The 24,005-nt window shown below is 56.3% G+C and carries 20 protein-coding genes; 5 read left to right on the top strand and 15 right to left on the bottom strand.

What is annotated here, in order from left to right; genetic code table 11:
- Positions 1-8 precede the first annotated feature (8 nt).
- From ispG to trmJ, 10 genes are all read right to left on the bottom strand, one after another.
- Positions 9-1,124, bottom strand: a complete 1,116-nt coding sequence (ispG, locus tag ACUVOF_RS03595) for a flavodoxin-dependent (E)-4-hydroxy-3-methylbut-2-enyl-diphosphate synthase (RefSeq protein WP_447043057.1) — start codon at positions 1,122-1,124, stop codon at positions 9-11.
- Positions 1,125-1,132: 8 nt separating this feature from the next.
- A complete protein-coding gene (locus ACUVOF_RS03590) occupies positions 1,133-2,227 on the bottom strand; it encodes a RodZ domain-containing protein (RefSeq protein WP_447043056.1) in 1,095 nt (364 codons plus the stop codon).
- Between the two features lie 50 nt (positions 2,228-2,277).
- A complete protein-coding gene (gene pilW / locus ACUVOF_RS03585) occupies positions 2,278-3,012 on the bottom strand; it encodes a type IV pilus biogenesis/stability protein PilW (protein WP_447043055.1) in 735 nt (244 codons plus the stop codon).
- Positions 3,013-3,155: 143 nt separating this feature from the next.
- Positions 3,156-4,373 carry a 23S rRNA (adenine(2503)-C(2))-methyltransferase RlmN gene (gene rlmN / locus ACUVOF_RS03580; protein ID WP_447043054.1) on the bottom strand — a complete coding sequence of 406 codons (1,218 nt, stop codon included), beginning with the start codon at positions 4,371-4,373 and terminating at the stop codon, positions 3,156-3,158.
- A 90-nt stretch (positions 4,374-4,463) separates the two neighbouring features.
- A complete protein-coding gene (ndk, locus tag ACUVOF_RS03575; protein ID WP_447043053.1) occupies positions 4,464-4,889 on the bottom strand; it encodes a nucleoside-diphosphate kinase in 426 nt (141 codons plus the stop codon).
- Between the two features lie 211 nt (positions 4,890-5,100).
- Positions 5,101-5,427, bottom strand: a complete 327-nt coding sequence (locus ACUVOF_RS03570; protein WP_447043052.1) for a HesB/IscA family protein — start codon at positions 5,425-5,427, stop codon at positions 5,101-5,103.
- A 30-nt stretch (positions 5,428-5,457) separates the two neighbouring features.
- Complete coding sequence (locus ACUVOF_RS03565) at positions 5,458-6,636, bottom strand: aminotransferase class V-fold PLP-dependent enzyme (RefSeq protein WP_447043051.1); 1,179 nt, start codon at positions 6,634-6,636, stop codon at positions 5,458-5,460.
- A 47-nt stretch (positions 6,637-6,683) separates the two neighbouring features.
- On the bottom strand, positions 6,684-7,151 hold the full coding sequence (gene iscR / locus ACUVOF_RS03560) for a Fe-S cluster assembly transcriptional regulator IscR (RefSeq protein ID WP_447043050.1): 468 nt from the start codon (positions 7,149-7,151) through the stop codon (positions 6,684-6,686).
- A gap of 78 nt (positions 7,152-7,229) precedes the next feature.
- Entirely contained in the window at positions 7,230-8,141 is a 912-nt protein-coding gene (gene cysE, locus ACUVOF_RS03555; RefSeq protein WP_447043049.1) for a serine O-acetyltransferase, read from the bottom strand.
- 144 nt (positions 8,142-8,285) lie between these two features.
- Positions 8,286-9,044, bottom strand: a complete 759-nt coding sequence (trmJ, locus tag ACUVOF_RS03550; RefSeq protein ID WP_447043048.1) for a tRNA (cytosine(32)/uridine(32)-2'-O)-methyltransferase TrmJ — start codon at positions 9,042-9,044, stop codon at positions 8,286-8,288.
- A gap of 170 nt (positions 9,045-9,214) precedes the next feature.
- Here trmJ and ACUVOF_RS03545 point away from each other — a divergent pair, with 170 nt between their 5' ends.
- Positions 9,215-10,009 (top strand): inositol monophosphatase family protein, encoded by a 795-nt coding sequence (locus ACUVOF_RS03545; protein WP_113268896.1) that lies wholly within the window; start codon positions 9,215-9,217, stop codon positions 10,007-10,009.
- 44 nt (positions 10,010-10,053) lie between these two features.
- Here ACUVOF_RS03545 and ACUVOF_RS03540 read toward each other — a convergent pair whose 3' ends face one another.
- Entirely contained in the window at positions 10,054-11,874 is a 1,821-nt protein-coding gene (locus tag ACUVOF_RS03540; RefSeq protein ID WP_447043047.1) for a glycoside hydrolase family 15 protein, read from the bottom strand.
- A 346-nt stretch (positions 11,875-12,220) separates the two neighbouring features.
- On the opposite strand from ACUVOF_RS03540, the gene ACUVOF_RS03535 reads away from it, so the two are divergent.
- Genes ACUVOF_RS03535 through ACUVOF_RS03520 form a run of 4 tightly spaced genes read left to right on the top strand, consistent with a single transcriptional unit; the run spans position 12,221 to position 19,373 of the window.
- Positions 12,221-14,020 (top strand): thiamine pyrophosphate-requiring protein, encoded by a 1,800-nt coding sequence (locus ACUVOF_RS03535; protein WP_447043046.1) that lies wholly within the window; start codon positions 12,221-12,223, stop codon positions 14,018-14,020.
- A 34-nt stretch (positions 14,021-14,054) separates the two neighbouring features.
- Entirely contained in the window at positions 14,055-15,164 is a 1,110-nt protein-coding gene (locus tag ACUVOF_RS03530) for an enolase C-terminal domain-like protein (RefSeq protein ID WP_447043045.1), read from the top strand.
- A gap of 35 nt (positions 15,165-15,199) precedes the next feature.
- The gene (locus ACUVOF_RS03525; RefSeq protein WP_447043044.1) at positions 15,200-18,292 is read left to right on the top strand and encodes an FAD-binding and (Fe-S)-binding domain-containing protein; all 3,093 of its coding nucleotides are present in this window, start codon (positions 15,200-15,202) and stop codon (positions 18,290-18,292) included.
- A gap of 49 nt (positions 18,293-18,341) precedes the next feature.
- Entirely contained in the window at positions 18,342-19,373 is a 1,032-nt protein-coding gene (locus ACUVOF_RS03520; RefSeq protein WP_447043043.1) for an SDR family oxidoreductase, read from the top strand.
- 95 nt (positions 19,374-19,468) lie between these two features.
- Here ACUVOF_RS03520 and secF read toward each other — a convergent pair whose 3' ends face one another.
- The 4 genes from secF to tgt form a co-directional block, all read right to left on the bottom strand.
- Positions 19,469-20,395 carry a protein translocase subunit SecF gene (gene secF, locus ACUVOF_RS03515; RefSeq protein ID WP_447043042.1) on the bottom strand — a complete coding sequence of 309 codons (927 nt, stop codon included), beginning with the start codon at positions 20,393-20,395 and terminating at the stop codon, positions 19,469-19,471.
- A 63-nt stretch (positions 20,396-20,458) separates the two neighbouring features.
- Entirely contained in the window at positions 20,459-22,312 is a 1,854-nt protein-coding gene (gene secD / locus ACUVOF_RS03510) for a protein translocase subunit SecD (RefSeq protein WP_447043230.1), read from the bottom strand.
- Between the two features lie 132 nt (positions 22,313-22,444).
- A complete protein-coding gene (gene yajC / locus ACUVOF_RS03505; protein ID WP_071695382.1) occupies positions 22,445-22,771 on the bottom strand; it encodes a preprotein translocase subunit YajC in 327 nt (108 codons plus the stop codon).
- A 90-nt stretch (positions 22,772-22,861) separates the two neighbouring features.
- Positions 22,862-23,983: a tRNA guanosine(34) transglycosylase Tgt gene (gene tgt, locus ACUVOF_RS03500; RefSeq protein ID WP_447043041.1), complete on the bottom strand. Its 1,122-nt coding sequence runs from the start codon at positions 23,981-23,983 to the stop codon at positions 22,862-22,864.
- Positions 23,984-24,005 lie beyond the last annotated feature (22 nt).

Here is a 24,005-nt window from a genome sequence, read left to right as displayed (position 1 = left end):
CCCAACGCTTAAACGCTGCGGGCAATCATAGCGTCTTGCTGCTGCTGTTTTTCGCGTACTTTTTCACGAATCAGCTGCTCCAGGTCGTCTACCAGATGGTCATTGCGCAGCTTGCTCGCTGGCTTGCCATCGATATACACCAAGTTGGCGGGGCTGCCGCCGGTCAGGCCAATGTCGGTCTCTTTGGCTTCGCCGGGGCCGTTGACCACGCAGCCAATCACCGAGACGTTCAGCGGCGTCATCACGTCTTCCAACCGCTCTTCGAGCTGGTTCATTGTGCCAATGACGTCGAAGTTCTGGCGCGAGCAGCTGGGGCAGGCAATAAAGTTGATACCTTTAGAGCGCAGCTTGAGACTTCGCAGCATATCAAAGCCGACTTTAATTTCTTCTACCGGGTCTGCGGCCAGCGATACGCGGATCGTGTCGCCGATACCATCCATCAGCAGCATGCCGAGGCCAATCGATGATTTCACCGTGCCTGAACGTAGCCCACCCGCTTCGGTGATGCCCAGGTGTAGCGGCTGCTCAATGCGTGCGGCAAGGTCGCGATAGGCGGCTACCGCCATAAACACGTCTGAGGCTTTGACGCTGACTTTGAAATCTGGGAAGTCGAGACGATCGAGATAATCGATATGGCGCATGGCGGACTCCACCAGCGCGGCAGGCGTTGGCTCGCCATACTTTTTCTGTAGGTCTTTTTCCAATGAGCCGGCATTGACACCAATGCGAATCGGAATGCCATGGTCACGGGCCGCACTAACCACTGCGCGTACGCGGTCTTCACGACCGATGTTGCCTGGGTTGATGCGCAGACAGTCGACGCCTAGCTCGGCGACACGTAGGGCTATTTTGTAATCAAAATGTATGTCGGCAACGAGCGGTACATTGACGAGCTTTTTGATCTGACCAAAGGTTTCGGCAGCGTCCATATCGGGCACGGAGACACGCACGATATCGGCACCGGCTTTTTCCAACTGCTGGATTTGTGCCACGGTGGCGGCAACATCCAGTGTGTCGGTGTTGGTCATGCTTTGCACGGCAATGGGGGCGTCACCGCCTACAGGAACGTTACCGACCTGGATCTGGCGGGAAAAGCGGCGTTTTATCGGAGAAGGGGCGTGCATAGGACGGATCACTCTCCCAAGGTGAATCGGGCGACATTGTTGGCACCTGCGCGGGCGGGAAGATCAACTTCCTCACCTTGATAGCGCAACTCAACGCCGGTGGCATTACCCACGGTTAAACGAAACGGGGGCTCGCCTTCGACGGTCGTTGAGGTGCCAGGCGTTTGCAGACCAACGAAGACACGTTGATTGCTGGCATCAAAAATTTCAGTCCATGACTGTTCGTTAAACGTCAGCTCAAGCACATTGGCATTGGCGGTCTGCTCGGCAGCAGCGGTTTGCTCGCTATCCGCGCCGCTCTGCTCAGGGCTATTCTGTTCAGGGCTACTTTGCTCAGCACTATTTTGTTCAGCACTCAATTCAGCGCTACTTAACTCATCGCTTCCCGCGGCAGTAATGGACGTGCCGTTATCGCTATCCAGTATTGACTCGTTAAGCCCCTCGATTGCATCAGCGTCATCTTGCGCACTGGGTGCTTGGTCTTGCGAAGCTGTCGGCGAAGGCGTGACACTGGTGGCATTACTCGGCTGGGTGCTGCTTTCGTCGCCGCTTGTGAAGCTTGAGCTAGCCGCAGCACTTTCTTCCTCTGCTTCAGCCGGTTCATCGGCTGGCTCCGCTGGGGTGTTAGCGGTTTCTTCCGTAGAAGCAGCGCCAAAGCCAGGCGGTTCATTGCCCCCCCGGCTTTGCCACCACATAACGGTCACTGCGATAAGGCCGACAATAACCAATAAGGTAACGAGCTTAAACAACCAAGCACCAATACGGGAAGGGGGCCTTGCAGTCGACACCGGTGTAACTTTGCGTTCGGTGTCGATATTGCCATTGTGAGCTTGGTAGGCTTCAAGTACCAGCCGGTCGTCCATGCCCAAGTATTTGGCGTAGGCGCGTAGATAGCCACGTCGATAAGCGGCGACCGGTATCTCTTGATAATCATCCTGCTCAAGCCCTCCCACCACAGCGGGGCGCAGATTTAGTGCACGGGCTGCATCGGCGAGGGGAATGCCGAGCTGCTCACGCTGGTGAGAAAGCAGTTCGCCGGGGGAGGCGTTAATGCTAGTACTGGTGCTATCAATGACGCTTTCTTGTGACTGTGTATCGCTCATGGCTGAGCATCCTTCATTAAATAAGCGGTGATCAGGGCGTCAATTAATCGTCATTCATCGCCAAGCTGGCGCTGGTAATCAGCGGCGACATTATACTCGCCGCGTGAATGGGCGATATCGACCGCCATTCTTAATGCTGCTTGGTCGGGCTCGGCGAGCTGTAAATACGTTTGCAGCGGCGCCCAGGCCTGAGAATAATTGCCCTGCGAATATTCGAGTTCAGCTAACATTAAATAGCCGCGTGAATTACGCGGATCAATACTCTGCGCGCGCTCCAATCGAGCACGTGCTTTATCAAATTCTTCCAGCGCCAGGTAACACTGCCCCAAATTAGTGAATAGCTGGGCTCGGTTGGCGTACTGGGCATCCTCTGATGCGGTTTCTAACTGTTCGCAGGCGGCGGTAAACTCACCTTGTCCGAATAAAAAAGCCGCATAGTTGTTGCGGGCACGGGTAAAGTCAGGTTCGGCATTAACCGCTTGTTGAAAATAGTCGTTAGCAAGCGCGCTCTCGCCCTGGCGTTGATAAACCAGAGCCAATGCCTGCAGTGCTTCTGCATGGCGTGGGGCAATTTCAAGCGCCCGGTCCAGTGCATTGAGTGCGCGGGGAAGATTGTTGCGTTCCAGATAGGCGACGCCAAGCTGGGTATAGGCATCTGCCGCCGCTGGGTTGGCTTGCGGTGTCAGGGTATTGGACGAGGCACAGCCGGCTAGCCACAAGCTACCGATAAGAACGGTTAGCATGGTCACCCGAAATGGGTGTTGGCGCCTGCGGTGAGCGATCATGTAAATCCTCTTGTGGTGAACGTCCTACAACTAACCTGATGCTACATAAAAACCGTGACCATCAAAGCGCCGTGCTAAGCGGAAGTCAAGATAAGCCCTGTTTTGGACTCAACAGACCAACCGCACAAACTGTCCGTATAACGTTAGTCCGCATCAAGTTGTACCGATTGGATATAACGCGCACTACGCTTGGTGCGGTCTTTTACGCGCCCAACGAGTTGGCCACAGGCTGCGTCAATATCTTCACCACGGGTCGTTCTAACGGTTGCGTTGTAGCCCAAATCGTAGAGCCACTGCTGAAAGCGCATGACCTGGTTACGCGATGGCTTTTCGTACCCTGAATTGGGGAACGGATTAAACGGAATCAGGTTGATCTTGCACGGTAGCTCTTTAAGCAGTGCGGCGAGCTGCTCGGCGTGTTCCTGCTGATCGTTAACATCCTTGATCAGCGTATACTCGATGGTGACCTGACGATTATCCGGGCACTTGGCCAGATAGCGATGACACGCATCCAGCAGGGCACGAATATTGTACTTGCGGTTGATCGGCACTAGCTCGTTGCGCAGCTCGTCGGTCGAGGCGTGCAGCGAAATCGCCAAGCTGACGTCCATTTCATCGCCGAGCTTGTCGATCATCGGCACCACGCCAGAGGTCGACAGCGTTACACGGCGCTTGGACAGTCCGTAGCCGTTGTCGTCAAGCATCAGCTTCATGGCAGGTACAACGTTATCGAAGTTGAGCAACGGCTCGCCCATGCCCATCATCACGACGTTAGTCACCGGGCGATTCGCCGTATCCCGGCGTGGTCCAACGCTACGCTGGGCGACCCAGACCTGGCCGATGATTTCAGCGGCGGTTAAATTGCGCTGAAACCCCTGCTTGCCGGTGGAGCAAAAGCTGCAATCCAGCGAGCAGCCAACCTGTGACGAGACGCACAGTGTTCGGCGTTTACCATTTTCGGCCGGAATCAATACCGTTTCTACGTAGCTGCCATCTTCTACCTCTAGCACCCACTTGCGCGTGCCGTCGCTGGAGGTGCCTTCATAAACCACGCCGGGGCCACGAATTTCTGCCACCTGCGCCAGTTTTTCACGCAACGGTTTGGAGAGATTTGTCATGGCAGCAAAATCATCGCTGCCTTCTTGATGAATCCACTTCATTAGCTGCGCAGCACGGAACTTCTTTTCGCCGATTGACAAAAAGAAAGCTTCCATCTGCTCACGGGACATACCAAGCAGGTTTTGGCGCTCAGGCGTCGCTTTTGCAGCAGGTGTGCGGGCGGCGGCGTCAGAACGATCAGTTACAGTACTGTCGGCGCCGGGGCGGGGGGCGGGCGTATGTTGGGCTACAGTGGTGGTCATGGCGGTCAGCGTTATAGAAAGGGGCGGGGGCATGGCCCCCGCAAAATGGCCGGCAACGAAAGTTGATACGGCGGCGCTACCTTAACAGGCTTAGCGCGGGCAGATTTCGTCGTTGCCAAAGAAGTAGTTAATTTCGCGCTCAGCGCTTTCCGGAGAATCAGAACCATGGACAGCGTTCGCGTCGATTGTTTCCGCAAAATCAGCGCGAATAGTGCCGGGAGCCGCTTCTTTCGGGTTGGTCGCGCCCATCAGGTCACGATTTTTAGCGATGGCGCCTTCACCTTCCAGTACTTGCACAACCACCGGGCCAGACGTCATGAAACCGACTAGGTCTTTAAAGAACGGGCGCTCTTTGTGCTCAGCGTAGAAGCCGCCAGCTTTCTCTTCAGAGAGATGTACCATCTTGGCGGCCACAACCTTCAGGCCGGCTTTCTCGAAGCGAGCGATGATGTCACCAATTGCATTTTTGGCAACGGCATCAGGCTTGATGATAGAAAGAGTGCGTTCAGTAGCCATGGTAGTGGTCTCCTTAAAAGGGGGTTAAGCAAAATTGCCGCCCCAGAAAGCCGGGGCGGCCTAGAAAATGATTCGGCTAATAGCGTTTCAGCAGCTAGCGTTTATCAGCGCACGGGAAAGCCCCGCTGCCTGATGTTAGGTATCCAGGGGCGCGATTATAACGCTTAAGCCGGGGGTTGAATACCGGTGATGAAACCTGGCCAAGCAAAGATTAGACAGTGAAGCTCTCGCCGCAGCCGCATTCGTCTTTAACATTCGGGTTATTGAAGCGGAAAAAGCGGTTCAGGCCTTCGCTCACATAGTCCACTTCGCTGCCGTTGAGCATCTCTACGGCATCGGGAGCGACATAGACGCTGGCGCCGTGGGCTTCAAAATGTACTTCATCGCTGCTAACGGTATCGGCAAAATCGAGCACGTAGCTATAGCCGGAACAACCGCTTGGTTTGACCGAAACACGCAGGCCAAGCCCTTGGCCGCGCTCATCGAGCACGTGACGAATTTGTTGTGCGGCAGCCGGGGTAATATTGAGTGTTGCCATGAGGCGTCCTCCTTAAAAATAGTCAGCCGCTTAACGGGGCGGTGTACGTAAACCGCTCACCGCGTGGCGAATGAGCGTTAGCGCATGATCAATCTCGGCTTCGGTGGTGAAGCGACCAAAGCTGAAGCGTAGCGACGAGAGCGCAAGGGCTCGCGGCGTGCCGATGCCGAGCAGTACGTAAGAGGGGTCGACGCTGGCTGAATTGCACGCCGAGCCAGTCGAGACCGCGACATCGCGAAGCGCCATCAGCAACGATTCGCCGTCGACGCCTTCAAACGCCAGGTTGAGGATGTTCGGGACGGCACGTTTTTCAGCATCGTCTAGCGGGGTGTTTGAAAACACACCTTCCACATCCTCAAGGCCGCGCAAAAAACGCTGCTGCAAACGGGTAATATGGGCGTTGTCGTCATCGTAATGCTGCTGTATCAGCGCAAAGGCTTCACCCATACCGGCAATTTGGTGCGTGGGCAGGGTACCTGAGCGCATGCCGCGTTCGTGGCCGCCGCCGTGAATCAATGCTTCAACACGCATATCGGGGTGGCGCTTCACATATAGCGCCCCGACGCCTTTGGGACCGTAGGTTTTGTGCCCAGAAAGCGACATCAGGTCAATCTGCTGGGCCACCACATCCAGGGGAATGCGTCCTACCGCCTGAGCGGCATCGGTGTGAAAGACCGCACCAAACTCGTGGGCAACGTCGGCGAGGGCGGCAATATCGTTAATACTGCCCAGCTCGTTGTTAACGGCCATGACTGAGACAAGTGCGGTATCGTCACGCATGGCTGCACGCAACTGATCAGGCTGAATGCAGCCATCCCGCCCAGGCGTGAGCCACGTCACCTCAAAACCCTCTTTTTCTAGCGCCTGGGCCGTGTCTACCACCGCTTTATGCTCAATGGTGGAAGTGACCAAGTGCAAACCACGTTCGCGATTGGCGCGCATAAAGCCAATCAACGCTAAGTTGTCTGCTTCGGTCGCGCCGCTGGTCCAGACGATTTCCCTGGGATCGGCACCAATGACATCGGCTACTTGGCGACGCGCTTGCTCAATCACTTGCTCTGCCTGCCAACCCAGCATATGGCTGCGCGAAGCAGGGTTGGCGAACAGTTGATCAACCGTTAGATAACGCTGCATAACCTCGACCACGTGGGCATCCACCGGCGTAGTGGCGGCGTAATCCAGGTAAATGGGCAGCGTGGGAGTGGTCATCGTTACGTTCCGGCGGTTGATCGGTGCATTGATTTGAATGAACTGGCTCAGAGTGAAGAGGCGAGAATACCCGCCTCAGCACGCTGTTTTTGTCGCGATGCAATGCGTATGACATCAGGACGCAGCATCAGTTGTGCCAGCGTCATATCGTCAAGGAAATGGCGTATCTGCACGGAAAGCTCACACCATAAATGGTGCGTCAAACAAGTGTCGCCTTGTTGGCAGTCTGAAAGCCCCTGGCAGCGGGTGGCATCAACGCTTTCATTGACGGCGTCAATCACCTTGGAAACGCTAATTGCCTCGGGTGGCTGCGAAAGCAGATAGCCGCCGCCCGGTCCGCGTACGCTGTTGACCAAGCCTGCACGGCGCAGGCGAGCAAAAAGCTGCTCTAAATAGGAGAGCGATATCTCTTGGCGCTGGGAGATATCGCTTAGGCTGGTCGGGCCGCTGTGAGCATGCAGGGCTAAATCGAGCATGGCAGTAACGGCGTAACGGCCTTTGGTGGTCAAGCGCATGGCAAGCCCCTCGACGCTGAACGCTCAGCGCACTAACGGCAAATGTGTCGCCATTATGGGAAAACCTGAGTGCTTTGGTCAACCATTACGCGGCGGCAGCGTTTCTTGCTCCGCTTTTGGCTCATTTTCTGGCGTATTCGATGATTCAGCGGATGACTTAGCAGATGTCGGTGCTGTAGAGCGTTGGTCGACGTCTGGGCAGCCGGTATCGTGCTCATCGAGAATGTCAGCAAAATCTTCGTCACGTAGCGCCGGTAACCGCCCGTCGCGGTAATTATCGTCTAGCTTGCGCAGGGTAGAACACATGCGCTCAATGCGCTCATCCACGGCGTGCATATGGTCGAGCATGGCCTGCATGGAGCGGGCCACCGGGTCGGGCATGTCCTGGCTGACACCATAAGCGTCGAAGCCAAATTTCTGGCAGATGGCTTCGCGCCGTGCCGGGTCGACATCCAGCGCCTCTTCCACATCGGGGTCGGCGCGCTTCACGATCTTGCCTGGGATGCCGACGACGGTGGCGCCCGGCGGCACTTCTTTGGTGACGACCGCGTTAGAACCGATTTTAGCGCCGGCGCCAACGGTGAAAGGGCCCAATATTTTGGCGCCTGCGCCGACAATCACACCATCGCCCAGCGTTGGGTGTCGCTTGCCTTTGTTCCAACTAGTGCCGCCTAGTGTTACGCCTTGATAAAGCGTGACGTTATCGCCGACGTGGGCCGTTTCACCAATCACCACGCCCATACCGTGGTCGATAAAAAAGCGTCGTCCGATGGTGGCGCCGGGGTGAATTTCAATGCCGGTGAGCCAGCGTGAAAACGTCGACAGGGTCCGCGCTAGCCACTTGAGATTTTTCTTCCAAAGCCAGTGGCCGCAGCGATGCAGCAGGAGGGCATGCAGGCCGGGGTAGTTGGTCAGCACCTCAAGAAAGTTACGTGCGGCTGGGTCGCGGTCAAATACGCTGTTGATGTCTTCACGTAGACGTTGAAACATGAGGTGATCCTTGGGCGGTAGAGGTGCAGTCACTCATCTGCAAGAGCATCGCAAGAGGCGATCTGAACTGACTCCGAGAAATGGGGGCAGGCATAAGGTACTTCAAGCCAAGTGCTTCAAAGCTAGCTTTTCAAGTCTAATAAATTATGGCTTGGGTTGCTTGGTGCTCGCGGCTTTCTCGGTGGCTGACAAAATGCCGCGCAAAATATTCATTTCCATCCGCTCAGGGCGGGCGCGCAGATAGAGCCGGCGCAGTCTCGCCATTAGCTGACGTGGTTGAGCCGGGTCATGAAAGTCAATGCCAATCAAGGTGCGCTCTAAGTGTTCAAAGTAACGCTCAAGCTCGGCGTGGGTCGCCAGATTATCGTCATCGCTCTGCGCAACGGAAGGGGTATCAGCCTGAGCCTGACTAAGCCATGCCATGCGGCACTCATAGGCGAGTACTTGTACCGCCGCGGCCAAATTGAGCGAGCTGAAATCGGCATTCGTCGGAATATGCACATGGGCATGGCAACGCTGCAGCTCGGCATTGGTCAGGCCGCTGTCTTCGCGGCCAAAGACGAGCGCCACGCGGGAGTCGGCAGGCTGACACTCGGTGGGTAGTCGGTCAGCTAATTCCCTGGGTGAAAGCATCGGCCACGGCAGGGTACGCGAGCGCGCACTGGCGCCCACGGCCAGGGTGCAGTCAGCCACTGCGTCTTCCAGCGTGGCATGCACATTGGCTTGGTGAAGCAAATGATCAGCACCCGATGCACGGGAAATACTGTCCTGGGTAATCACCTCACACCGGGGGGCAACCAGGGCTAAATCTGCCAAGCCCATGTTGTGCATGGCGCGTGCTACGCCGCCGATATTGCCAGGATGACTGGTGCCGATAAGAACAATGCGAATGCGCTCAAGCATGATAAGGCTCGGTGAAATCATTAATAGGTAAAGCGCGAAGTCTAGCATGACTCGGTGGTATGCCCGAGAGGGGTCTGCTAGAATTGCGCGCCAAAGGCGGCACCTGCGCCTATGTTTATGCTTTATCACTAGCATCACGTTCTTTAACATCACTGTCACAAGGCCCGATCATGAATCCGATGGTCCAATTTACGCTGCGTGCTGCACGCAGCGCTGTCGAACATTTCCTACGTGTACGCGAGCGCATTGAAAACGCTCACGATGAATTTAACCTTGACCGCCTACTCGACGAAACGGCGCGCAAGGCCGAAGCGACGATTGTTCAGCAGTTGGAGCGCGGTTACCCACAGCACGGTGTTACCGGTCGCTTTACTCCGCACCGCGCAGGTGAAGGCGAAGGCGCGGATATCGTCTGGAAAATTGAACCAATGCACGGTTATTCCAATTTAGCCGTTGCCGGTAAGGGCTTTGCACTGTCAGTGGTGTGTCTAATCAAAGGTCGTCCCGAACACGCGGTCATTATCTGCCCCTTCGCCGACGACGAATACATCGCCAGCCGTGGTCGCGGCGCCCAGCATAACGATAAGCGCATGCGCGTCAGCAAGCCTACCGCCATTAGCGGCACGCGCATGGCCATGGGCCTGCCGGAAGCCTGGTTGCGTACTCGCCATCTGCCTGCCTATTTAACCGTTTCCCAGCAACTTGCCCCGCAGGTAGAAACCCTGGTAGCGACGGGGTGTGGTCTGTTGGATCTGTGTGAATTGGCAACCGGACGCGTGGACAGCGCTTTTGTGCTCGGCTTGGAAGAGCAGGATATGCAGGTAGGCACGCTATTCTTGAAAGAGGCGGGGGCCTTGATGGGGACGCCAGACGGCCAACCCACGGTGAAAGTAGAAGGCCAGCTAATGGCCGCTGGGCCGCGCCTTTATAAAGCGCTGATCAAGCAGTTAACGCCGCACTTTTAAGCAGCGCTGCCTAGCCGTTACCGATTTTTTAAGCGTTTGCCCGGCTATTCTTCACCGCGTTCTTCCGCCGGGCCTTTCCTGCCTTTTTTATCGCAACAGCCGAGGTTGTGGGCGCTATTGATCAGGCCGACGTGTGAGAAAGCCTGGGGAAAGTTACCGAGCTGACATTGCCGAATGGGGTCGTATTCCTCGCCAAGCAGCCCCAGGTCATTACGGATGCTCAGCAGCTTTTCGAATAGCGCGTAGGCCTCGTCTCTGCGATCCAGCAGAATCAAAGCGTCGACCAACCAAAAACAGCAAACGATGAAAGCACCTTCTCCCTCGGTAAGGTGCTGTTCCTTGTGGGGGCTCTTGAAGCGGTACACAAACCCTTCATAGACGAGGTTTTCCTGTATGGCTTCAATCGTGCCCTGCATGCGTGGGTCACTTGCCGGTAGAAATCCAACTTGTGGAATCAACAACAGTGACGCATCCAAGGTATCTGAGCCATAGTACTGAACGAAAGAGTTGAGCTCTTGGTTGAACCCTTTTTCGCAGACTTCCGCGTGGATCTCTTCTCGTAGCGCACGCCAGTGCTCAAGGTCGCCATCGAGACCGAATTCCTCGACGCCCTTGATGGCACGGTCAACGGCAACCCAGGCCATGACTTTTGAGTGCGTATAATGCCGCGCCGGACCACGCAGCTCCCATAGGCTCATGCCTTTTTCTCGCCAATGCTTTTCAAGGAAATCAATCAATTGGCACTGCACTTTCCAGATGTCCTCGTTGGGTTCGATATGATGAACCCGACTAAAATGCAGGCCATCCATCACTTCGCCATAGATATCCAGTTGCCGCTGTAGGTAGGCACGGTTACCGACACGGACCGGACGGCTGTCATTGAAACCGGTTAACCAGTCGAGTCGGTGTTCATAAAGGCGACGCTCTCCGGCCAAGCCATAAACAGGTTGAAGTTTGGCAGGGTCACCAGCAACCGAGCGCAGCAGCCATTCGCGCCAGGCACAGGCTTCGTCCCGGTAACCTGACGAGAGCAGGGCGTACAGCGTAAAAGTGACGTCTCGCAGCCAGGTATAGCGGTAATCCCAGTTGAGTTGGCCTCCCGTCTTCTCCGGTAGAGAGGTGGTCGCTGCGCCGACCATACCGCCCGTTTCGATATGGGTAAGTGCCTTGAGCGTAATCAGCGAGCGAACGACCGGTTCGCGAAACTCATCGCTGACATCGCAGTGCGCGCTCCATTCTTGCCACCACTGTTCGGTAGCCTCCAATGCCTGTTCTGCATCACGGGTGGAAGGTTCGGCGCAAAAGGAGCGGTACCAAGTGAGTACGAAAGGCACACGTTCACCGGCCTCAACCGTGAACGTGCCCCTTATATCATCCTCGTTGGTCTCCAGATCCACGGTTGTTTCAAAACGCAAGCTATCCGGGCCGGATACGGCGGTAATGCCTTTTTTGCGTCGATGCACCCAGGGGGCGACATGACCGTAACCGAAACGAAAGATCGCGTGCATTTGCATCTCCACCGTGCCCTTATGCCCTTCGACGATACGGACCACGTCGATGATGCTATCGGCATCACGCGAGAGAGGCATGAAATCAATAATGGAGGCGCTACCCGATGCCGTTTCCACCACTGTCTCCAGGACAAGGGTTTCACCACGGTAATGACGGGTTTGGGAAATAACCTCTTCGGTGGGCCATAACTTCCAATAGCCATTTTCGGGTTCGCCTACCAACTTGGCGCAACAAGCATCTGAGTCGAACCGAGGTAAGCACAGCCAGTCGATCGAACCATCAGCGTCCATGATTGCCGCTGTGCGCATGTTGCCAATAAAACCGTAATTCTCGATCCTTGATAACCGTTGCATACGTAGCGTCCTTGTTCGGCGAAGAAGCTTTTTCTCTAACACCTGGATTTAAGAAATGTTGTTTAAAGCTTAAAAGTATTGCCTAAAGCTTAGATTGGGAAATCCGCAATCGCTATTTCCATAACTTATATTAACTAACTGAATTAAATAAATTTTCTATATTTAAATAAATAAATATTAATTTTTAACCGAGTAGCAATTAACGCCATACTTAATCAATTACCTGAATTGACCATCTCTGTTTTAAGGGTCTATACCTTTAGTTGTCGTGAATAGTTGTCGTGAATAATGTTGCATTAATAAATAGCTTAGCCAAAGCGAAAGGCTATGGGCATGGAGGCTTGGTATGAGTGAACAACAGGTGGGCGATTTCCTGCTCAAACGACTGGGTGAGTGGGGCGTTAAGCGTATTTATGGTTACCCCGGCGATGGCAGTAACGGCATCATGGGGGGGTTAAACCGAGCCGATGATCAGTTTGAGTTCATCCAGACTCGGCACGAAGAAATGGCCGCCTTCATGGCGTGTGCGCATGCAAAATTTACCGGCGAGGTGGGTATCTGTACCGCCACCTCTGGCCCTGGGGCGATCCATTTGCTTAATGGGCTCTACGATGCCAAAAAGGATCATCAGCCGGTAGTGGCAATCGTTGGTCAACAGGCGCGTGCCGCCATGGGCGGTGAATATCAGCAGGAGGTAGATCTGCTGTCGCTGTTCAAGGATGTCGCCCACGAGTTCGTACACATGGCGACCAGCCCGGCTCAAATCCGCCATCTGGTCGACCGGGCCATCCGTATCGCTTTGTCTGAGCGGACCGTGACGGCGATCATCATTCCCAATGACTTGCAAACCCAGCCAGCGGTCGAGACGCCGCCCCATGCGCACGGCACCATTCATTCCGGCGTGGGGTATTCCAAACCGCGTATCGTGCCACATGAAGAGGATCTTAGGCGGGCGGCGGCCGTACTCAATGAAGGTGAGCGAGTGGCTATCCTGGTCGGGGCCGGGGCGCTGAATGCAACCGACGAGGTTATCCAGATAGCCGAAAAGCTCGGTGCCGGTGTCGCCAAAGCGCTACTCGGCCGTGCCGCACTGCCTGACGATTTACCCTTCGTGACCGGTTCTATCGGCCTATTGGGCACCAACCCGAGTTGGGAGATGATGTCGAACTGCGACACCTTGTTGATGATCGGCTCGGGTTTCCCCTACTCGGAATTCTTGCCCGAAGAAGGCCAGGCGCGTGGGGTACAGATCGATATTGACGGTCGTCAGGTAAGCATGCGCTACCCCATGGAGGTCAATCTCATCGGTGACAGCGCCACGACACTGCAGGCGCTGTTGCCGCATCTCAAACAGAAGGCCGACCGAGACTGGCGCGAGCATATTGAAAAGAGTATTGCCCAATGGTGGGACGTGCTCGAAGAGCGCGCCATGGCCGATGCCGACCCGGTCAATCCTCAGCGTGTCTTCTGGGAGCTTTCGCCCAAGTTACCCGACAACTGCATCCTGACTAGCGACTCCGGCTCCGCGGCCAATTGGTATGCGCGTGATTTAAAGCTGCGGCGCGGCATGATGGCCTCGCTCTCCGGTGGCTTGGCGACCATGGGTAACGGTGTGCCCTACGCCATTGCCGCCAAATTCGCCTATCCAGATAGAGTCGCTATCGCCTTGGTTGGCGACGGCGCCATGCAAATGAATGGCAATGCCGAACTAGTGACCATCGCCAAGTACTGGAAACGCTGGTCTGATCCACGCTTGATCATCATGGTGCTTAACAACCAGGACCTCAATCAGGTGACCTGGGAAATGCGCGTGATGGAGGGCGACCCGAAATACGAAGCCTCCCAGGATGTGCCTGATTTTCCCTATGCCGAATATGCCGAGCTGATTGGGCTCAAGGGCATCAAGGTTAGCGAACCCGATGCCTTGGCGGGCGCTTGGGATCGAGCCTTGAGCGCCGACCGGCCGGTAGTGCTGGAAGTCATGACCGACCCCAACATTCCGCCGATTCCGCCCCATATCAAGCCCGAACAGGCGAAAGCTTATATGTCGGCCCTGATGAGTGGTGATCCGGATGCGCTGGGCATCGTCAAGGCGTCGTTTAAGCAGTTCGCTCGAGAATTCGTGCCCAAAGTGCGTAAGCATTAACCCAGTTGCGCAAGCATTAACCAGGGGAGACGTAATGCTCAAGCAACGATTTCCTATCGAAGCGCTTGAGGTATCGGCCTACCAGGTGCCCACCGATGGGCCGGAGTCGGACGGCACCCTGACATGGGATTCCACTACGCTGGTATTGGTCGAACTGCATGCAGGCGGCCAGAGTGGCTTGGGGTATACCTATGGTCATCCGGCCTGCGCCACGCTGATCCGTGACAAGCTCGCTGGCATTATCGAAGGGCATGATGCTTTGGCGGTGCGTGGCGGCTGGCTAAAAATGGTCGAGGCCATTCGTAACCTGGGACGCCCCGGCATTTGTTCCATGGCGATTGCAGCAATTGATGTGGCGATGTGGGACCTTAAGGCGCGGTTGCTCGATATCCCGCTGGTCGCGTTAATAGGTGCGGTGCGCTCGGAAGTGCCGGTATACGGCAGCGGCGGATTTACGTCCTACTCGCCCGAGCAGTTGCAGCACCAGTTAAGTGATTGGGTTGGGGCAGGCATCTCGCGCGTAAAAATGAAGATCGGCCGGGTGCCCGAGCGAGATATCGACCGTGTTCGTCTGGCGCGTGAGGCAATTGGCCCGGCAGCTGAATTATATGTCGATGCCAATGGTGCCTATGCACGCAAGCAGGCGCTGGCCATGGCCGAAGCGTTCACGGCGTATGGCGTGAGCTGGTACGAAGAGCCGGTATCATCAGACGACCTGCCCGGCCTGCGACTATTGCGAGACCGGGTGCCGGGAGGTATCGAGATTGCCGCGGGGGAGTATGGCTACGATCTGGGATATTTTCGCCGCATGCTTGAGGCTGGGGCGGTGGACGTCTTACAGGCTGACCTTACCCGCTGCGCGGGAATCAGTGGTTTTCTCGACGTAGCGGTACTTTGCGATGCCCACCAGATTGCCTTGTCTACCCACACCGCGCCGGCATTGCATATGCACCCGGGTTGCTGCACAGCAGCGGTACGCCATCTGGAGTATTTTCATGATCATGCACGTATCGAATCGATGCTTTTCGAGGGGCGAATCAACCCAAATAAGAACGGCAACATGGCGCCGGATCTATCGCAGCCTGGCTTGGGGCTGACCTTTAAACGGCAGGAGGCGCAGACCTTCAAGCTGTCTTTGGAGTAATCGCGGCGCCTCGGGCTGAAGGCAAGGAGGCAACAGTGAACGATCTGACGACGAGACGCATATCGGTGCAGAAAGATACCGAGCAATACCGTCAGTTGGCGGAACAACTGGCCGAGGCGATAGAAGGCGAGGTGCGCTTTGATGCCGGTAGCCGGGCACTTTACGCCAACGATGCTTCAAACTATCGTCAGCCGCCGATCGGCGTCACCATCCCCTGCTCGGTGAATGACGTTATCGCGATACACCGTATCTGCCACGCCCATGGAGTGCCCATCCTTTCGCGCGGCGGTGGCACCAGCCTCTCTGGAGAAACGGTCAATCACGCCGTGGTGATGGACCATTCGAAATACCTGGATCGCATTCTTAATATCGACCCCCAAAACAAGCGGATTACCGTGCAGAGCGGGGTGATCAATGACGATGTCAATGAAGCATTGGAGCCTTATAACCTGGTCTTTCCCCCTGACCCGGCCACGCATGAGTGGTGCACCATCGGCGGTAATCTAGGCAACAATTCCTGTGGGATTCATTCCGTCCAGGCCCAGTGCTACGGGCATGGACCGCGTACCTGCGATAACGTCCATTCGCTTGAGGTCCTGACCTATGACGGGGTGCGCATGACGCTCAAGGATGGCTACAGTGAGGACGAAATCGAGAGCATTATTGCTGCAGGCGGTCGGCAGGGAGAAATTTTCGACAGGTTGCGCAACCTACGCGATCGCTATAGTGAGCAAATTCGCAAGCAATACCCCCAGACCCGACATATGCCACGCCGGGTGTCGGGCTACAACCTCGACGACCTCCTGCCGGAGCGCGGTTTTAACTTAGCCAGTGCGCTATGCGGCAGTGAAGGTACCTGCATGACGGTGCTTCAGGCAACCCTCAAACTGACCGACAATGTGGCGCATCGCACCTTGATGGTGGTGGGCTTCGATAATGTCGCGATGGCGGGCGACCATGTGCCTCTGATCATCGAAGCGGGACCGATTGCCCTGGAAGCTATCGACAAGCGGCTTTTCCAACATGAAGCCGACCAGCACATGAACGAGGAAACGCTTGAGCAGATGCCCAAGGGCGATGCCTTTCTCATGATCGAGTTTGGCGGCGCGAATGCCGAAGACACGGATGCCCAGGCCAGGCAATTGATCGAACGCCTGCAAAAGACAGACAGCCCACCCAGCGATTATCAGATTGTTCACGACCAGGAGTACGCCAACCGCGTTTGGGCCGTGCGCAAAGCCGGCTTGGGGGCGACCGCTTTCCCGCCGCCCGAACAACAACCGCATTGGCCTGGCTGGGAAGACGCCGCGGTGCCGCCCGAAAAAGTTGGCAGTTACGTACGTGATATCAAGCAGCTTTATAAAAAGTACGGCTACGTCGGCTCAATCTATGGGCATTTCGGTCAGGGTTGTATCCACTCGCGGGTCAATTTCGATTTACAGTCCGAAGAAGGGATCGAAACGTATCGTCACTTTGCCCAGGAAGCCGCTGATCTGGTGGTCTCCTATGGCGGGTCGTTGTCCGGGGAGCACGGTGACGGCCAGGCGCGTGGCGAACTGCTCGAGAGAATGTACGGGCCGGAACTGATCGAGGCCTTTCGTGAGTTCAAGCGTATCTGGGATCCGCAATGGAAGATGAATCCCGGCAAGGTTATCGACCCCTACCGCCTCGACGAGAACCTGCGTCTGATTCAGTACCACCCTTTGCCGGTGGAAACGACCTTTCAGTTTCCAGACGACAAGCGCAACTTCTCACGGGTTGCGTATCGCTGCGTGGGTGTCGGCAAGTGCCGTAGCGACAGCGGGACGATGTGCCCAAGCTACATGGTGACGCATGAGGAGAAGCACAGCACTCGAGGCCGTGCGCGTCTGCTGTTCGAGATGATGAACGGTGAGGTAATCACCGATGGCTGGCAATCCGAGGAAGTGCATGAGTCTCTCGACCTTTGCCTGGCCTGTAAGGGCTGTAAGGGCGACTGCCCTGTCAATGTGGATATGGCGACCTACAAGTCCGAGTTTCTCTCGCATTACTTCGCGAAAGGAGCACATCCGCGACCGCTTAACCACTACGCTTTCGGCTTTATCGATCGTTGGTCGCGCCTGGCCTCGAAAATGCCTGCGTTCACCAACTTCGTCACCCGGGCACCGCTGTTAGGCAACCTGACCAAGCGCGTGGTTTCGATGCCCCAGCGTCGGCAGGCGCCGTTGTACGCACCCGAAACGTTCAAAGCCTGGTTCGCCAAGCGCCCGATAGTCAATGAACAGGCGTCACCGGTGATGATATGGGCGGATACGTTCAGCAATCATTTTTATCCCGAGACGGCCCAGGCCGCCACCGAAGTGCTCGAAGCGGCGGGCTATCGCGTGGTGCTTCCCCCTGAAGGACTATGCTGCGGGCGGCCATTGTACGATTTCGGCATGCTCGATGATGCCAAGGCTTACCTGCAAGACGTCATGTCGACCTTGGCTGCGGCGATTGAAATGAATATGCCGATTATCGGTCTGGAGCCTTCGTGCATAGCGGTCTTCCGCGATGAGCTGATCAATCTCTTTCCCGACGACGCCCGTGCCAAGCGGCTACACGATAACAGCCTCATGCTCAGTGAATTTCTGGTTCAGCGCGCTGAAGGTTATCAACCACCCCGATTGACGCGGAAGGCGATGGTGCATGGACACTGCCATCACAAAGCCATCATGCACCTGGATGCCGAGTTGGCGCTGATGCAGCAAATGGGGCTAGATTACGAAGTGCTGGATTCGGGCTGTTGCGGGCTATCCGGTTCCTTCGGATTTGAACATGATAAATACGCTATTTCGATGGCTGTGGGTGAACGTGTCTTGCTGCCACGAGTACGCGAGGCTGAGGAGGGCACTCTGATTATCACCAATGGATTCAGTTGCCGTGAGCAGATCGCTCATGCCACGCCGCGCCGTGCATTACATATTGCCGAGGTGCTACGCATGGCGATGGATAGCGCGCAAGACATTATCAATGGTCCACCGGAACAGGCTATCGAATGGCGGCGTGCTCAAGCGCAGCGAAAAGCCAACCAGCGTGCCGCAAGCATAGCTGGCTTGGTTGTGATGGCAGGGCTGCTGGCATGGGGAGTGAGCCGACACCGCCGGTGAGACTAATTCAAAATGATAAAGATACAGAGATAACTGGAGGCAGTAGATTATGGACAATCGTCAGGGCAGCGCTAACCCACGTGAAGTGGTGGTCATTACGGGCGCTGGCGCCGGTGTAGCCCGCGCCACGGCTCGTGAATTTGCCCGTCACGGGGCGCACTTGGGGTTGATCTCCCGTAGCGAGAACCGATTAGAGGCAGTGAAAAGTGAAGTCGAAGCGCTGGGCGCCCGCGTTGTCACTGTGAGCGCGGATGTCGCCGACTCTGATCAGGTCGAACGGGCAGCCGAGCTGATTGAGGCGGAGCTGGGGCCGATCGATATTTGGGTCAATAGCGCTATGACCACGGTCTTTGCGCCGATGCACGAGATGAGCGCAGAAGAGTTTCGGCGAGTTACCGAGGTGACCTACCTGGGTTATGTGCATGGCACCTTGTCGGCGTTGAAGCGTATGCGCGCTCGCAACCGCGGCACCATCGTCCAGGTCGGTTCGGCGTTGGCGTATCGTCCAATACCGTTACAAACGGCCTATTGTGGAGCCAAGCATGCGATCAAAGGCATGACCGAGGGGCTGCGGTGTGAATTGATGAATGAAGGCAGTGACGTGCATGTAACCCTCGTTGAAATGCCGGGTCTCAATACGCCGCAGTTCGACTGGTGCAAGAGTTACCTACCCTATCGCGCCCGGCCAATGGCACCTGTTTATCAGCCTGAAGTCGGCGCAAAAGCCATTTATTGGGCCGCTCATCATCGGCGACGCCAGCTTTATGTGGGGCTCTCCTCGGTAGCCACTATTGTCGGCAATAAGCTTGCGCCTGCCTTAATGGACCGCTTCCTGGCGCGAACCGCCGTTAGTGGGCAGCAGACTGCCGAGCCCAGCAGCCCTAGTGCTCCCGACAATCTCTGGCAGCCGGTTAAAGGCGATATGGGCGCTCGTGGACGTTTCAATCGTGAAGCCCACGACGATAGCCTCCAACTGTGGATGGCGACCCACAGGGGGCAGGTGGGGGTAATCGCGGGTGCGGCATTGCTCGGCGGCCTGGCACTCTTCGGTAGCGTTGGGCGCATGACCAAGCAAAAGTAGCCACCATGATTATGAAATAAGCTAATGTATGCGAACAAAAAAACGCCTCTGCCGGGAAACCAGCAGAGGCGCTTTTATAGGTTGGAAAGCGCTGTTTACGGCAGCTCTTCCTCTTCTTCGTCGAGTTCTTTCTTGGTGGGAATCAAGTCTTCCCGCGACAGCTTCAGCGGTAGCAATAGCGCTGCGGCAATATAGATGGAAGAGAACGTACCCACCACGATGCCGACCAGCAGCGCAATAGCGAAGTTCTCAATCATATCGCCGCCCAACAGCAGCAGCGCGAGCAGCACCAGTACGGTGGTGCCCGACGTTGCCAACGTGCGCGAGAGCGTAGCGTTAATCGCTTCATTGAATATCTGCGGCATATCGTCGATGCGCGAGGTGCGGATAGCTTCGCGGACGCGATCGTAAACCACGATGGTGTCGTTCAACGAGTAGCCGATCACCGCCAGAATGGCCGCCAATACCGTGAGGTCGAAATCGAGCTGGAACAGAGCGAAAACGCCGACCACGATCACGACGTCGTGCAGCAGCGCCAGCAGTGCGCCAATCGCAAATTTGTACTGAAAGCGGAACGCTACATAAACCATGACCACGCCGAGTGCGACCAGCAGGCCAAGGCCGCTCTGATCGCGTAGCTGGTCACCTACCTGGGAGCCCACAAACTCAGAGCGTACCAGGTTGACCGTGTCGCCGTCGGCACGCAGTAGGTTAACGACTTCGCCACCCACATCGGCATCAAACGCCTGCTGTAGGCGGATCAATACTTCGGTGGATGCGCCGAAGGTTTGTACCGAGACATCCTGGAAGCCGCTCTCTTCGAGCAACACGCGAATAGCATCGAGTGAGGGCGCCGCGCCATAGCGCACCTCAATCAGCGTGCCGCCAGTAAAATCCAGCCCCAGGTTGAGCTGCTGGAACAGGATGGCGCCAATCGACACGATCAAAAGCAGTGCGGAGACGATATACGCGAGTTTGCGTCGCCCCATAAAGTCGATTCGCAGGTGTGATAGGGGTTTCATTACCACCTCTTAAGTTCTGGGCTAAGCACGAGGATCCGCTTCATACGTTTAAATCCATGCTTTTTAAATCCATAGCTTTTTGACGGGTTTACTACCATAGGCCAGGTTGACCATGGCGCGAGTCACCATTAAGGCGGTGAACAGCGACGTCAAAATGCCGATAGAGAGCGTGACGGCAAACCCTTTCACCGGGCCAGAGCCAATCGAGAATAGGATAACGGCCACCAACAGCGTGGTGATATTGGCGTCAACGATGGAAGTAAAGGCGCGCTCATAGCCAGCTTGAATGGCTTGTTGAACCGACAGGCCATTACGTATTTCTTCACGTATGCGCTCAAAAATAAGCACGTTGGCATCCACCGCCATACCCAGCGTCAGCACGATACCGGCAATACCCGGCAGCGTCAGCGTGGCGCCCAGCATCGACATCACCGCGACCAGCAGCGTTAAGTTCAGCGCCAGGGCGATGTTGGCAAACACGCCAAATACCTTGTAACGCACTAGCATGAACAGCACGACCAGCAGCAGGCCGATTTGCACCGAGAGCAACCCGCGCTCGATGTTTTCAGCGCCCAGGCTTGGCCCAATGGTGCGCTCTTGAACGAAGTAGATGGGCGCAGCAAGGGAGCCGGAACGCAGCAGCAAGGCAAGCTCGGCGGCTTCCGTCGGCGAGTCCAGTCCGGTGATCCGGAAGCTGTTGCCCAGCGCGCTTTGAATCGTGGCCAAGCTGATCAGGCCGCGTTCAACGTAGGGCTCGCGCTCGATGGTTTCTTCGCCGGTTTCGGGGTCAGTCACCACGGTGTCTTCGCTCTTGTGCTCAATGAAGAGCACCGCCATGTTGCGGCCAATGTTGGTGCGAGTGGCGCGATTCATTAGCGTGCCACCGGTGCCGTCCAGATCAATATTGACCTGCGGGCGACCGTTTTCATCAAAGCTGTTGCTGGCGCTGGAAACACTGTCGCCGGTAATGATCACATCGCGCATTAGCTCAGCGGTGCGTGAGGGCTCATTGCGGAAGGCGAAGGTTTCCGTTTCGTTTTCCGGTGTGTCGGGGCGAGCTTCCAGGCGGAATTCCAGGTTGGCGGTGGCACCCACGATCCGCTTGGCGGCCACGGTGTCTTGGATGCCGGGCAGTTCTACCACGATCTGGTTGGGGCCCTGGCGCTGAACCATCGGCTCCGCAACACCCAGCTCGTTGACCCGGTTGCGCAAGGTGGTCAAGTTCTGGTTGATCGCGTAGTCCTGAATTTCGTTCACCGACTGATCGCTAAGCGTCATGACCAGTGTGGAGGCGCGGCCATCGCCTTCGCTGCTGTACTCAAATTCAGGGAAGTCACGGCTAATCAGGCTACGTGCCGTATCACGATCTTCTGCACTGGCGAAATCGATCGACAGCGAGCGCTCTTCCACCTCCGTATTGCGGTAGCGGATACGCTCACTGCGCAGTAGCTCACGCATGGCGCTGCCGTTGACTTCCAGGCGTTGGGTCAGCGCGGCATCCATGTCCACTTCGAGCAGGAAGTGCACGCCACCACGCAAATCAAGGCCCAGCGTCATGGGCGAGGCAGAGAAGGCCTGTAGCCATTCGGGTGTTGCTTCGGCAAGGTTTAACGCCACGGTGGCATCATTGCCCAGTAGGTCAGCGGCGATGTCGCGTGCGGGGAGTTGGTCGTCATCATGACGCAGACGAACCAACCACTGACCGTTCTCTTCTTCGAACGCTTTTACTTCGATATCGTTTTCGCTAAGCGCGGTTTCAACGCGCTCAATCTGACGCTCATCCAGCGAGTCGCCTTGGGCGCTGCTGATTTGAATAGCGGGATCTTCGGGAAATAGATTGGGAAGCGAGTAGATAAGGCCAGCCACCAGGACGACCAGTATCAGCAGATACTTCCACAGGGGGTAACGGTTGAGCATGCAAGCCCTGCCTTCAATTACAAACGGAATGCTGTGCACGGATTCGCCGTGCATAGCAAAGTTCACCATCATTCATACCATGTCACCCCTGCCGGGGTGGCTGGCACTAGCTCGGCAGGGGTGTTGCAAGGATTAGATGGACTTGATGGTGCCTTTAGGCAGTACGGCGGCAACGGCGTTCTTCTGCACGTTAACTTCGGTGCCTTCAGAGATCTCGATGGTCAGGAACTCGTCGCTCACCTTCGTGATACGACCGACCAGACCACCGCCAATGACGATTTCATCGCCCTTGTCCAGGTTGGATACCAACTGCTTGTGCTGCTTGGCACGCTTGGCCTGCGGGCGCCACAACAGGAAGTAGAAAATCAGCACGAAGCCGACCAGCATGACGATTTGCGCAATACCACCGCCAGCGGCGGCTTCTTGGGCATGGGCTGGTGAGATGAAGAAATCCAGCATTGCAGAGAACTCCTGAGTTAGAAAAGCTTACGTTTAAAATCGTGGTCAAACAGTTTAAACCACGCGCCAAGGCGCGTGGCGATTAATTCGTCAGGGCTGGCTTAGCGGAGGCACCGGCAGGCCGCGCCGCGCATAGAAGCCTTCCACAAAGGTCGTCAATGTACCCGCTTCAATTGCCGCGCGCAAATCAGCCATTACACGCTGGTAGTAGCGTAGGTTGTGAATGGTATTGAGCATTGAGCCAAGCATTTCATTGCAGCGGTCCAGGTGGTGCAAATAGCCCCGCGAGAAACTCTTGCAGGTATGGCAATCGCACTCTTCATCGAGCGGGCGAGTGTCGAAACGGTGCTTGGCATTACGAATCTTGACCGTGCCTTCCGAGGTGAACAGGTGGCCATTACGCGCGTTGCGGGTGGGCATCACGCAATCGAACATATCCACCCCGCGGCGAACGCCTTCCACCAGGTCTTCGGGTTTACCAACACCCATTAAGTAGCGTGGCTTCTCATCGGGCATCCAGGTGGGCAGGTAGTCGAGCACCTTGATCATCTCTTCTTTAGGTTCGCCCACCGAGAGGCCGCCAATCGCCAGCCCATCAAAGCCGATTTCCAACAGCCCTTTGAGCGAGCGTTCGCGCAGCTCAGGGTGCATGCCGCCCTGAATGATGCCAAACAGCGCGGATGGCGAGTCACCGTGGGCATCACGAGAGCGTTTGGCCCAGCGCAGCGATAACTCCATGGATTTCTCGGCTTCGTCAAAGGTGGCCGGGTAGGGCGTGCACTCGTCAAAGATCATGACCACATCGGAACCCAGCGAACGCTGAACCGCCATGGACTCTTCCGGGCCCATAAAGACTTTGCTGCCATCCACCGGCGAGCGAAAGTGCACGCCCTGCTCGGTGATCTTGCGTGTTTCGCCCAGGGAAAATACCTGGAAGCCGCCGGAGTCGGTCAGGATCGGTTTATCCCACTGGGCAAAGTCGTGCAGGTCACCGTGAGCTTCGATGACTTCGGTGCCAGGGCGTAGCCACAGGTGAAAGGTGTTGCCCAGGATAATTTCAGCGCCGATCTCTTTAACAGAATCCGGCGTCATGCCTTTGACCGTGCCGTAGGTACCCACCGGCATAAAGGCCGGGGTTTCCACCGTGCCACGGGGAAAATGAAGGCGGCCACGGCGGGCGCGGCCATCGTCGGCCAGGCGCTCAAAGCGCATGAAGCATTCGTTTCGCATAAGT

It is taken from the genome of Vreelandella sp. H-I2 (assembly GCF_052959335.1).
The sequence above is the reverse complement of the archived record's forward strand: the minus strand, read 5'-3'. Positions and strand labels throughout refer to the sequence as shown.

Excerpts from the sequence above, each read along its gene's own strand:
- ispG (WP_447043057.1), bottom strand. The coding sequence starts at position 1,124 with ATGCACGCCCCTTCTCCGATAAAACGCCGCTTTTCCCGCCAGATCCAG.
- ACUVOF_RS03590 (WP_447043056.1), bottom strand. The coding sequence starts at position 2,227 with ATGAGCGATACACAGTCACAAGAAAGCGTCATTGATAGCACCAGTACT.
- pilW (WP_447043055.1), bottom strand. The coding sequence starts at position 3,012 with ATGATCGCTCACCGCAGGCGCCAACACCCATTTCGGGTGACCATGCTA.
- rlmN (WP_447043054.1), bottom strand. The coding sequence starts at position 4,373 with ATGACCACCACTGTAGCCCAACATACGCCCGCCCCCCGCCCCGGCGCC.
- ndk (WP_447043053.1), bottom strand. The coding sequence starts at position 4,889 with ATGGCTACTGAACGCACTCTTTCTATCATCAAGCCTGATGCCGTTGCC.
- ACUVOF_RS03570 (WP_447043052.1), bottom strand. The coding sequence starts at position 5,427 with ATGGCAACACTCAATATTACCCCGGCTGCCGCACAACAAATTCGTCAC.
- ACUVOF_RS03565 (WP_447043051.1), bottom strand. The coding sequence starts at position 6,636 with ATGACCACTCCCACGCTGCCCATTTACCTGGATTACGCCGCCACTACG.
- iscR (WP_447043050.1), bottom strand. The coding sequence starts at position 7,151 with ATGCGCTTGACCACCAAAGGCCGTTACGCCGTTACTGCCATGCTCGAT.
- cysE (WP_447043049.1), bottom strand. The coding sequence starts at position 8,141 with ATGTTTCAACGTCTACGTGAAGACATCAACAGCGTATTTGACCGCGAC.
- trmJ (WP_447043048.1), bottom strand. The coding sequence starts at position 9,044 with ATGCTTGAGCGCATTCGCATTGTTCTTATCGGCACCAGTCATCCTGGC.
- ACUVOF_RS03545 (WP_113268896.1), top strand. The coding sequence starts at position 9,215 with ATGAATCCGATGGTCCAATTTACGCTGCGTGCTGCACGCAGCGCTGTC.
- ACUVOF_RS03540 (WP_447043047.1), bottom strand. The coding sequence starts at position 11,874 with ATGCAACGGTTATCAAGGATCGAGAATTACGGTTTTATTGGCAACATG.
- ACUVOF_RS03535 (WP_447043046.1), top strand. The coding sequence starts at position 12,221 with ATGAGTGAACAACAGGTGGGCGATTTCCTGCTCAAACGACTGGGTGAG.
- ACUVOF_RS03530 (WP_447043045.1), top strand. The coding sequence starts at position 14,055 with ATGCTCAAGCAACGATTTCCTATCGAAGCGCTTGAGGTATCGGCCTAC.
- ACUVOF_RS03520 (WP_447043043.1), top strand. The coding sequence starts at position 18,342 with ATGGACAATCGTCAGGGCAGCGCTAACCCACGTGAAGTGGTGGTCATT.
- secF (WP_447043042.1), bottom strand. The coding sequence starts at position 20,395 with ATGAAACCCCTATCACACCTGCGAATCGACTTTATGGGGCGACGCAAA.
- secD (WP_447043230.1), bottom strand. The coding sequence starts at position 22,312 with ATGCTCAACCGTTACCCCCTGTGGAAGTATCTGCTGATACTGGTCGTC.
- yajC (WP_071695382.1), bottom strand. The coding sequence starts at position 22,771 with ATGCTGGATTTCTTCATCTCACCAGCCCATGCCCAAGAAGCCGCCGCT.
- tgt (WP_447043041.1), bottom strand. The coding sequence starts at position 23,983 with ATGCGCTTTGAGCGCCTGGCCGACGATGGCCGCGCCCGCCGTGGCCGC.